Source organism: Novosphingobium sp. HR1a (assembly GCF_015594425.1).
GTDB classification, from domain to species: Bacteria; Pseudomonadota; Alphaproteobacteria; order Sphingomonadales; family Sphingomonadaceae; genus Novosphingobium; species Novosphingobium resinovorum_A.
In genome coordinates, this window is the sequence record NZ_JABXWS010000105.1 from 1 (window position 1) to 10,323 (window position 10,323).

The 10,323-nt window shown below is 62.0% G+C and carries 8 protein-coding genes and 1 pseudogene; 4 read left to right on the forward strand and 5 right to left on the reverse strand.

Translation table 11 applies throughout. The annotated features are described in order from the left end of the window. Window positions 1-243: pseudogene (locus HWN72_RS27770) on the forward strand (IS110 family transposase); the annotation flags it as partial. A 416-nt stretch (window positions 244-659) separates the two neighbouring features. Here the strand turns inward: HWN72_RS27770 and HWN72_RS27775 are convergent. Next, a complete protein-coding gene (locus HWN72_RS27775; RefSeq protein WP_211151975.1) occupies window positions 660-2,549 on the reverse strand; it encodes a flagellin in 1,890 nt (629 codons plus the stop codon). 392 nt (window positions 2,550-2,941) lie between these two features. Between HWN72_RS27775 and HWN72_RS27780 the strand changes: the two genes are divergently transcribed. Further along, window positions 2,942-4,540: a sensor histidine kinase gene (locus HWN72_RS27780; protein WP_211151976.1), complete on the forward strand. Its 1,599-nt coding sequence runs from the start codon at window positions 2,942-2,944 to the stop codon at window positions 4,538-4,540. Beyond that, on the forward strand, window positions 4,537-5,148 hold the full coding sequence (locus HWN72_RS27785; RefSeq protein WP_211151977.1) for a response regulator transcription factor: 612 nt from the start codon (window positions 4,537-4,539) through the stop codon (window positions 5,146-5,148). The genes HWN72_RS27780 and HWN72_RS27785 overlap by 4 nt, the downstream gene beginning before the upstream one ends. 940 nt (window positions 5,149-6,088) lie before the next feature. On the opposite strand, the gene hxsC is transcribed toward HWN72_RS27785, so the two are convergent. Genes hxsC through HWN72_RS27800 form a run of 3 tightly spaced genes read right to left on the reverse strand, consistent with a single transcriptional unit; the run spans window position 6,089 to window position 8,959 of the window. Next, window positions 6,089-7,255 carry a His-Xaa-Ser system radical SAM maturase HxsC gene (hxsC, locus tag HWN72_RS27790; protein ID WP_211151978.1) on the reverse strand — a complete coding sequence of 389 codons (1,167 nt, stop codon included), beginning with the start codon at window positions 7,253-7,255 and terminating at the stop codon, window positions 6,089-6,091. Then, window positions 7,252-8,715 carry a His-Xaa-Ser system radical SAM maturase HxsB gene (gene hxsB, locus HWN72_RS27795; protein WP_211151979.1) on the reverse strand — a complete coding sequence of 488 codons (1,464 nt, stop codon included), beginning with the start codon at window positions 8,713-8,715 and terminating at the stop codon, window positions 7,252-7,254. The genes hxsC and hxsB overlap by 4 nt, the downstream gene beginning before the upstream one ends. After that, window positions 8,708-8,959 (reverse strand): hypothetical protein, encoded by a 252-nt coding sequence (locus HWN72_RS27800; protein ID WP_211151980.1) that lies wholly within the window; start codon window positions 8,957-8,959, stop codon window positions 8,708-8,710. The genes hxsB and HWN72_RS27800 overlap by 8 nt, the downstream gene beginning before the upstream one ends. A gap of 49 nt (window positions 8,960-9,008) precedes the next feature. Here HWN72_RS27800 and HWN72_RS27805 point away from each other — a divergent pair, with 49 nt between their 5' ends. Then, a complete protein-coding gene (locus HWN72_RS27805; RefSeq protein ID WP_211151981.1) occupies window positions 9,009-10,223 on the forward strand; it encodes a zinc ribbon domain-containing protein in 1,215 nt (404 codons plus the stop codon). 11 nt (window positions 10,224-10,234) lie between these two features. On the opposite strand, the gene tnpB is transcribed toward HWN72_RS27805, so the two are convergent. After that, on the reverse strand, window positions 10,235-10,323 hold an 89-nt coding region (gene tnpB / locus HWN72_RS32105; RefSeq protein WP_211151982.1), incomplete at its 5' end, for an IS66 family insertion sequence element accessory protein TnpB.

The window sequence follows — 10,323 nt, forward strand, 5'->3', positions numbered from 1 at the left end:
GAAGGCGCATGGACCTACCGCTTTCCCGCCCGGGTGAGCCAGACGATCCAGGCACGGTTGGAAGGGCTACCACGCTCCGTTCGCGAGATCGCATGGAAAGGGCAAATCAGGCTCTGCGCACGTTATCGAAAGCTGATCCAGGCCGGGAAGCTTAAGACCGTCGCGGTCACAGCAATCGCGCGGGAGATGGCCGCCTTCCTCTGGGCAATCGGGCAAGTGGTGGCTCCCACCGCTGAGGCATGAAGGCTCATCATCGGTAAACGGTCACGAGAAAGGAGCAAGAACCAGCGTCATCATCTGCTTGATGTGCAAAGTTGGGAGCAGGGCCCCGGTGGGGAATCCTCGTACCCACTATGTGGCGGACTAAAAGTCTATGCCCGATTCTAGACAGAGGCAGCCCCAGACGAACATACGGATATGCGGTAGCCAACCCGCGCATAAGAGTATGCCAACCGTCGTCGAAAGCCCTGCTCCCTACTCTGCACATGAGCTTCACAAATTGGATTTCGTCATCTCGGGCGGAAAGGACATCATAATGTCGAAGGCTCTTGAAAACGAACATAAGAGTGGATTGGGTGTTAGGATGCAATTTCGCAGCTCCCTGCATCGGTATTGTAAGCAAGTTGGCCAAAAGACCCTCTGCAACCCTCAGCAGCGGATCATGTGCGGAACAGCGCCAGCAGGAACTCTGGCTGCTGATTTGTGATGGCGAGCGTTTGCGCCGCGAGTTGCTGGCGCAATCGGAGCGCGGCAATTCGAGCCGACTGAACGGACATATCCGCATCCACCAGGGTACCGAGCGCCTCGGTTGCAATGTCAATGCCAACGCTCTGGCTATGTTGGCGAACATCAAGCGAGCGAGAGTGGGCTCCAAAATAACGCAATGCGGAACCTACCGTGCCGCTGGCTCTTTCGACTTTCTGCGCCAAGCCGTCAGGATCTTCCCAATCGATAGGATCGAGGCCGAGTGATCTGAGGCTGAGATCGCGCGATACAATGCGTTCGGTGCCGCCTCGCGTATCGGTTGCAGAGTCGTATCGCACATTCCCTCGTCCGGTGGTTTGTGTGCCCGCGACAATCTTGACGACATCGCCGGTCGATGCTGGCGAAGAACCGTAGGGCCGCATCGAAACCGCACCCACCGCCCAGGCGCTCGAGGCGTCATGCTCGCTATTGTTGACCATGACTGTAAGCGGGCCGCGCGCGGGGTCATAGTCGAAGCTCAGGACACTGAGGCCGCTGCGAGGCGCACCTTCGCCGACTTGCGCGCCTTGCGCTTCCGGCGGCTGACCCGTGGCGGCAAGCCGGATCCCGCCCTGCCATATTTCCATGGTATCCGCTCGTTCGTAGGCGTCGAACGCGATGTCGATGTGTGCTGCCAGCGGGCCAGGATCCAGTGGGAACTCGGCGACGACCCCTTCGGGCAATGCCCGTTCGCCAAACGGATCGTCTCTGGCCGCAGCCACCTGTTCCGGGTCCGCCGAGGCGAGGGGAGGATCGAATGCCGCAGACGTCTGATAGGCAATTGCGCTCTTCCAGCGCTCTACAGGCTCGGGGATCGCAAGGTCAGGATCCTGGAGCTGCAGGCCTTCGATCGCGAGACCGGCATTTCCGGCCGGGACGCGGATTTCAATGTCCTGGCCATTCTCGGGATCATAATCGAAGCTGAGAATGAATGGCCCGGCCTCGGGCATTCCGGGGGCGACCGCCTCGTTGCCGCGGACATAGTCCGCTCCCGATGCGGCGACACGCACCCCGTTTTGCCAGATTTCAACGACACCGGCACCGCTCGAACCTTCAAAGCTGGCGGTTCCTGTGTCGGCCAGAAGGTTTATCCGGCCTGAGGTGACCCCGGCGTTCACCTGAAACGTGCGCGCAGTGTTAGTGGTGATCGGCAGATATGAGGGATCTTCCGGCGCCAGCGGGTTAATGAGTTTTTCGAACCCGCTGGGGGTAAGGTCTGAAGTCGGCAATGTGAAACGCCGCGTTCCGCTCACCAGGGTTTCATCGCTGCCGGGCGGCATAGCGCTCGCCGCACCGCCGGCGACCAGGTCGGAGAGCATGTGCGCCGGGTTTACTGTCGAATCCGGAAGGCTGTAGGTCGTACGTGTTGTGGTCTGGGTGACTGCTTTTCCCTTGAGCAGGTTGACCCCGGAAAACGCCGATGCATCGACGGCCGCGCTGATGCGCCCAAGCAGGTCTTCCATGTCTTTGCGAATTGCGGTCGCCGCGCTGAGGTCACTGCCTGACGATTGCAGCAGCAGCGCTTTCGCCCCGAGTTGATTGACAAGGTCGCTGACAGTTTGCGCGCCCGCGATCGCAACGTCGGTCGTAGACTTCCACCGGTTCAGGCCATCGCCAAGCGCTTGCTGCATGAGGATCTCTCCGCGCAGGCCCTGCGCGCGGACGAATTTCGCACTGTCGTCACGGGTTCCCGAAACGGCCAGTCCGGAAGTGAGCCTACCCTGCGTGACCTTCAGATCGGCATTGACGGTCCCCAGCACCCTTAGCGCTGTCATCGCACCGGCATTGGTCAGGATGGAAGACATCGGTCTTGCATTTCCTCTCGCACGTGGACTGCCTTTGCAAGCTGCCCGGTACGTCACACAGTCCATCCCAGGCAGGACCAGGGCGGGTTTGTCGAGAACGAGCCCCCCAGGTCACCTCGGCAATTGACTTCATGAATTGCATCGGTCGATCCGGGAAATATCCGGTGTTTTCAGTCAGCTTCTGCCGGTCGATGTTCCAAGGAGCGGCTAAATCACCTAATGAGCGGGTCTGTTGCCGCCGCGCGGCAGCAGACCCTCGCGAATTATGGCGGCGTGAGCGATATCCGGGCTGACCGTCGCTGGCACCTGTTGTCGTTTCCGGATCCGATGACAGGCTCGGTCCGTGAATAATCCGGGTTCCCCAGCGAACACGAACCGGCCACAGGCAAAAGATGACTGCCGCGACCTTGCCCCGTTTCTTCAGCGCCTTCAGGCTTCACCTTGTGGACGCGGCGTTACTGGCGATTTACGCGCTCGCTTTCGCGCTGCTGCACTGGGCGGCAAGTCCCTGGGGCGGGGCAGGGTTCTTCTCGCTCTGGTATCCTGCCGCGGGTCTGCGCTTCGCAGTGTTGTGGAGCCGCGGCACAAGGTTGACGCCGTGGCTGATGCTCACCGAAGTGCTGACCGATGGCGCAGTTGGTGTCTTCGCGCTCGTTGGACCCGCTGCCCTTCAGGCGATCACCGGCGCTGCCCGTCCCGGTTTCACCTGCGGTCTCGCCATCTTCGCGGTCCGGCGCCTGATGACGAAGCGCGACGATACACTGGCGCTGCCGCCGATGATGCTTGGTCTGGCTGCCGTTGCCGCACCTGCACTCAACGCGCTGATGGTGGTGCCGTTCGAAGCCTGGCTACCGGCCGATGCGGGGCGCTATCGCATAGGAACCGACATCGTGATCTCGTTGACCGGGCTGGCGGTAGGCGATTTGCTCGGCATCCTCGTCCTTGCTCCGCTGCTGCTGTGGGTTGCCGCGCTTCACGACGGATCGTTCCGCCGCCGCCGGCTGCCCCGCGTCGCCGTGCGCCCACTGCTGGAGGACGTGCTGGTAATGGCGCTGTGCCTGCTGCTCACGGCGGCGCTGTGGCGCGCCGGCCTCGGCGCCCAGCCGATCCCCAGCCTGCTGGCGGGCGCCTGGATCGGGCTGCGTCATGGACGCACTCCGGCCTGGTTCGCGATCCTTGCACAGGTCGCGGTGTTCCTGCCTTACTCGGCCGGCTCGCTCGACGACAGCAGGCGCCTTGAACTACACCTGGGGCTGGCCGCCGTGGTCCTCGTCACCTGGCTGGCAGGCAGCTTTGCCGACGCGCAAAAGACGTCGCGCGCACTGCTGGACAAGCGCAATAAACTGCTGTTTCAGGCCGAGCGGCTCAAAACCCTGCGCGCGATGTCGGTGGCGGTGATCCACGAAATCAGTCAGCCCCTCTCGACGCTCGCGATCGAGGCCGCCCACCTCAAATCGGTGACCGCGCACCTCGACGCCGACACTGTTGCCAGCGCCGACCTCGTCGACCGCAAGGCCCGCGCTCTCGCCAATCTCGTGCGCCGGCTGCGCCGGTTCGGTGGCCGTGACGTGGACGAGCCTTCGCCGGTTCCCGTCGCCATGCTGATGCAAACGGCCTGCCAGATCGTCGCCTCGGAGGCCCGGGTGGTCGGAGGCAGGCTGGAGAGCCCTGCCGTTCCCGTCGACCTCGTTGTCCAGGCGCAGGAGATCGAGCTGACGCAGGCGCTCGTAAACCTGCTGCGCAACGCCCTTGCCGCCAGCCCCGGAGAGGCCCTCAACCTCACCGCCAGCGTCTACGCCGAGGAAGTGCTGATTACCGTGTCCAATCCGGTCTCGGAAATGCCAGGCGCCCAGACCGGCGGCATGGGCATCGGCCTCGCCATTGCCCGCACAATCGTCGAGGCGCATGGCGGCACCCTCTACCGCCGTGACGAGCCAGGCTTCGTGCGCTTTACCATCTCCCTGCCCCTTCTCACCGGAGCTTTCGCATGACCGACGCCTTCGCTTGCGGTGTGCCTTCCATCACCGTCGCGGTGCTCGATGACGACGCCGATCTTGGCGCCACCGTCGCTCGCCTGCTGGGCCGCAATGGCATAGCCGCGCGCGCCTTTACCGCTCCCGGCGAAGTGCTGGCCACGCTTGCCACCGAGCATTTCGCCTGCGTTGTCAGCGATATCCAGATGGGGGAGATGGACGGCTTTGCTTTTGCCGACGCATTGCGCGCGAAGGATCCGGCCACCGCGCTTGTGTTCATGACCGCCTGGCCGATTACCGCCCATGCCGTGGACGCGGTGCGCCGCCATGGCGGGCTCGACTACCTCGAAAAGCCGATCGACGAGGCGCGCCTGATCGCTGCCGTCTCCGAAGGGCTGGCGTGGTCGGTCCGCGAACGCCGCGTCGCCGCTCTCGCGGCTCTGCTGACACGGCGCGAGCGCGAGGTGCTTGGGCTCATGGTGCGCGGCTATACCAACAAGGAGATGGCCCCGGAGCTGGGCATCTCCGAGCGCACCGTCGAGGATCACCGTGCATCGATCATCGCCAAGACCCGGACCAACGGCATGGCGCAGCTCATCGCACTGAGCCGGGGCGAAGAAATCTGAAATGCCCTATCCGGGAATTCCCCGGATCGACCGGCGGGACGCAGCGGGCCAATTAGGACCCCACGTTCTACAACGAGATACCGAGTTTCCGAGGCGACCCGAGGCTTTCGCGCTCCTGATGCGAGAGCTGAACTAAGCCGGCGCAAGTCCCAAGCTTGCGCCGGCGTTTTCCCAACGATGTCGCTGCATCCAGGCGACTGTTTGACAAGGCCCCCTAAGGTGGCGCGATCCTTCAGTGCCGCATAAGTTGCGCGAAAGGCTTGGCTCTCGCTTTGCCCGCCATCAAGGGGTCCCGCGAAAGCGAAGCCGTCGTCATACGGTGAAGGCATGCTTCCTGTCAGAGCGCCGGTTGCAGAAGAGCTTCGCGTCCGGTTCGATGCGCAGGGAGTGGCTACGGATTGTCTGGAAAGCCTCGGAGGCGCGCCGCACGGGACCGCGCCACTTCCCGACTGCAATGTCGCTTTCTCACCCCAGCACGCGACGTCCTTGAGCATCAGTCGCAGCTATGCGTGCCCCAGTACCTGCGCCAGATGAGTACGGTACGTGTTTTCAGCATGGAACAGGACAGATCACGTCCATCCGCAAGTTTGCACCAGGCGCCGGTGCGGACCCCCACAGCATTTCCGCGCGAAAGGCAGGTCATCGGCCGCGCTGTGACAAGGATATGTCCGGTCGCTGCCCGGCCCCTTGCGGTGCCGAGCAAATTGACAAGTGCGTCGCGAGCCTGATCGGCACGGGCGGATGGGCACGGTTGGTTGGCATTGCAGGTGCCGTTCATCTCGCGGGCAGCTATTCCCGCAATGCGGATGCGAGGCCCTTCCGCGCACCAAACCGGCCCATCTCCGTCATAGACATGGGTTGGGGTACACTTGAAGCTTTGGCCTTCGGGTACGATAAGGACTGAAGCAAGGATGGGAAGCAGGATCATGATTTTGGCTGGTTACGAGGCCTTCAGGATTGGGGAAATGCCGCGGCTGTAGCGGAACTTGGCGGAGCTGAAGAACCCGCCGCATTCGCCTTGCGCAGCGCATCCCTCGCACTCAGGCATATACTCCTGCTTCCAGTCGCTGATCGAGCGGCGTGAGAAGCGGCGTAGCGACGGCTCGAGGATGCAGTGCTGGCTGTTGTAAATCGAGACCTTCATACCGGCGCGATCGAGGATCCCGACCGCCTCGGTGAGTTCGGCTTGATAATCGACGGGGTCTATCCAGATCCTCTCGAGGTTGGCGCGGGCAAAGCCCGTGAGTTCGAGGCCCATCAGCGCGACGTGATCGACAAACAGGAGATTGCGGGCAAGGAACCGTGCAAGTGGTATCAGTCGCGGGACGGTCTGCTCCTGCAACACAACCCTGATCTCCACGCGGACCCCTTGCGCCTTCAGCGCCAGGATGCCGCGGATCGTCTCGTCAAAGGCGCCATCGGCCTGCACGACGTGATCGTGAACGTGCGCCAGGTCGGCATAGACCGGGATGCCCAGCATGAGGTCTGGATGTCGCACGTCGCCAAGGTCCCGGGCAAGGGTCCCGGTGGCGAAGCTGCGTCCGTTCGACAGGATATGCAGGGCGGTGTTGGGGAGATGGGACCCGGCCGCCTGAACCAGTTCGATGAACCGAGCACCCAGCAGCGTCGGCTCACCGCCGGTAAACCCGATTTCCCGGGCGCCCCGGTCCATGAGGGGGAGCGCTTCAAGAACCTCGTCCACGATCCAGCCGTCGTCGACGGCACGTGGAGGCTGCGAGCACATCAGGCAATAATTATTGCAGCGCTCGGTCAGGAGAAAATGATTGTAGGCGACAGACTTGCGGAAAAGCGTGCGGATGGCCGCTTTCGCCGGTTCAAGCCGGACGACGTCTCCATCGCTCAGGTGATGGAAATCCTCCGGGAGTACGGCAGCGGCTGCGCCCTCCGGGAGAAGCGCGAGCGTCTCCGGATCCTTGACCAGGTACCAGCCAAATCCGTCTGGCACGGGTCCATAATCATGGACGAACGCCTCGACGCTGCGCAGCGGTGCGGGACGGTCAATGCGATCCGAGAGCCTCAGGATCACAGGTCCGCGATCGAGCGCCGGAGGATTGAATTGGGTCAGGCGACCGCGCAGAATGATCATACGATATTGGCCCAGCGTTCAAAGATACGGCGCACCTCGGGGTTTGCCTCCATCCTGGAGATGAGGCCGCGGAAGAGGGCCATATTGCGGGTGCAGAAGGAGGACAGAGGTTTCTTGCCGACAAAGTCGCCCTGTGTTGCATGGTGAAACACCGGCTCGGCACCGCACCACGGCTCGAAGGCGCACCACGAGCAACCGGGCACGCTTGCCGAAAAGGACTGTTCGAGCGGTTCCAACAGTGCATCGCCCATGAAAATGTCGGCGAAATCGTCGTCGTGGACATTGCCCAGAGCGAATGTGGTGTCGCCCATCTCGGCCAGCATCCGGCTTTCATCGGAGGCATAAACAACGCCGTCATAGTTGTAGACGACTGCCCCGATGCCGATTCCGGCCGGGCTCATGAGGTCGACGTAGCTGGTCTGAAGGGGTGTCAGCATTTTCTTGAGCACCATAGCGGAATAGTGCTCGATGAACTCGAAGCCGCCGAGGTTGAGGTCGATGATGTAGTCGAGGCCCTCGAAGAAGAATTCGAGCCACTTCTTCTGATCGTATGACGCGTAGGATTTGGTCTTGATCGCGAAGCCGTAGGGCGAAAGCGGACGCAGGAAGATTCCGCCGAAGTCCATGCGGATGTATTCGTCAATGATCGACCTGACCTGCGGCAGGCTTGCCGCGGTCGTCGTCATCAGCGCGCCCACATTGTAATGGCCCAGCGCCGTTCGTGCGCGGGCGATACCCTCCACCGCCTTTTCGTACGAATTCTTGCCGGGTCTTGGACGGTTGCGATTGTGGAGGTCTGCCGGGCCATCAAGTGACGTCGAGATCAAGATATCGTGCTGACGGGCAAACTGAAGGATCTCGTCATCCAGCACGGCCAGGTTGGTGGCGATCACGAATGCGAGATTGCGGCGTGCCGTTTCGTTGCGCCGCAGGGCTTCGGCAACGATGAACCGGATGATAGGCATGTTCAGGGTGGATTCGCCGCCCTGGAACTCGATCTTGATGGCGGGTGAGGGCGAGCGGAAGGCGAGGTCGAGCGAACGTAACGCTGTCTCCTCGCTCATGTCGAATTCGCGCTTGTCGTCGTTAGCCCGCGACACTTGGCAGTACGGGCAGCTGTGTTCGCAGCGTAGCGTGGTCACGAAGATGTGCAGCCCGGTGAAATTGGCGAGCGGCGCAAGCTTCGTGCGGATCTTGAGACCCAGCAGGTCGATTGCGACCTGGGTGTCGTCATCGATCAAGAAATGCCGGGACTTCAGCTCATCGTAAACCGGCTGATCAGGCCGCAATGCGCCTCCCGCGAAATCCGAGACCTCGCCTGCCGACATCGTGACGTACTCGCCGGCCATATTGGTCGCGACATAGGTCTCGTCGTCGAGAGGCGTGAAGCGCCACGGCAGCATCGTGTAGTCCGATCGAGTGGAAGCATCGAACTCGGCCCGTTCGCGGAATTTAGCCATCCTGAAGCCCCGTGCGCGAGAAGGCGAGGCCGAGAATGGCATCCCGGTAAGGTGCGGTGCGCTCCTCGATGGAGATCCGCAGATCCTGATCGATGACCTCGCGCCGGAAATCGCGTTCAGCGGTTTCCATCGAGATCGTCGCATTCGCCGGAAGCAGGCTGCAGACGAGGTCGTCGCCGACGACGGCCACATCGACATCAAGGCGTGCCATCAAGGCGTAGGCAGCCCGCTTGGCAGCGTCCACGGAAAAGGCGGCCCGGGACAGGGTTACTGTCCGGGCATCGCCAGTAGCAATGGATCTCAAGGTGCTCGAATCCAATGGTCGAGGCTATCAGACCGTGCGTGCCTCACCGCCCCGCGAAGGCGCGGCCCTGCTGCAAGGGCGGGTAATATGCGGACGGTGTGGTAGTCATATGAAGGCCCGCTACGCCGACCGGCGGGGCCAGGTGGATACCTGGTATGTGTGCAGCCGAGCTTATGAAACTCACGGAGAGCGCCACTGTCAATCGATTGCGGGCTGGCGCATTGACGCAGCAATCGGCGAATTGATTGCAGCAGAAATGACGCCCGCCGCCGTGGAGTTGGCGTTGGAAATCAGGAAAGAAATCGAGCTTCGCCATGGCGAAGCAGATGGACTGCGGCTCCGCGCTGTCGAGCGGGCCCGGATCGATGCCGATCTGGCGCAACGCCGCTTCATGCTGGTCGATCCGAACAACCGCTTGGTTGCCGACACTTTGGAGCGAGAATGGAACGACAAGCTGCGCTCGCTGTCTGAGCTACAAGAAGATAGAGAGCGTGCTCTGCGCGAAGACCAGCTGAAGCTGGACGATGCGCTCCACGATCGGTTGATCGCCATGACGACAGACTTCAAAACGGTCTGGTACGATCCCACCCTGCCCAACCGTGAGCGCAAGCGGCTTCTGGCCTACCTTGTCGAGGACGTCACCCTGCTGAAGTTCCCCAGCGAGGGCGAAACCCGCGTCCACATCCGCTTCAGAGGCGGGAGGACCGAAACACTGACCACTCAGAACCCCAAATCTTCCGCACAGCAGGTAAAGACCCGACCGGAGGTGGTCAGTCTGGTCGACACGCTTCTCGACGACCATATCTGCGCCGAAATCAAGGATATCCTGAATGCAAAGGGTATCCGCCCCGGTGGCTCTGCGCGGCGTGGTCAAGCCAATGCACAGTTTACCGACCTGCGCGTTATCTACCTCGTCAAACAATATGGCCTGCGCACTCGCTACGACCGACTGCGCGCCCGTGGCATGCTGACAAAGGAGGAAGCCTGCGCGAAACTCGGAATCTCGGAAGCTACCTTGGTCAGGTGGGCGAAGTTCGGTATCGTCAAACGTCACGCCTACAATGGCTATAGGGGCCTCTATGAACCGCCAGGGCCGCACGTCCCGGCCAAACAATGTAGCCGATGGAACCAACTGACACATCGCGCTGACACCGTCCGTCGGCTCAGCGAACAAAATGCAACGATCTCGACGGAAGGGCTGTAGTGTGAAGCCAGTTAGTTGAGCACCAACACAAAGCCCGACCGGTCAAAGAACAGCAGCTTCATCCGGGTCCGGCGCCGATTGCAAAATGCAAACGCCGCGT

Excerpts from the sequence above, each read along its gene's own strand:
- HWN72_RS27775 (WP_211151975.1), bottom strand. The coding sequence starts at position 2,549 with ATGTCTTCCATCCTGACCAATGCCGGTGCGATGACAGCGCTAAGGGTG.
- HWN72_RS27780 (WP_211151976.1), top strand. The coding sequence starts at position 2,942 with ATGACTGCCGCGACCTTGCCCCGTTTCTTCAGCGCCTTCAGGCTTCAC.
- HWN72_RS27785 (WP_211151977.1), top strand. The coding sequence starts at position 4,537 with ATGACCGACGCCTTCGCTTGCGGTGTGCCTTCCATCACCGTCGCGGTG.
- hxsC (WP_211151978.1), bottom strand. The coding sequence starts at position 7,255 with ATGATCATTCTGCGCGGTCGCCTGACCCAATTCAATCCTCCGGCGCTC.
- hxsB (WP_211151979.1), bottom strand. The coding sequence starts at position 8,715 with ATGGCTAAATTCCGCGAACGGGCCGAGTTCGATGCTTCCACTCGATCG.
- HWN72_RS27805 (WP_211151981.1), top strand. The coding sequence starts at position 9,009 with ATGGATCTCAAGGTGCTCGAATCCAATGGTCGAGGCTATCAGACCGTG.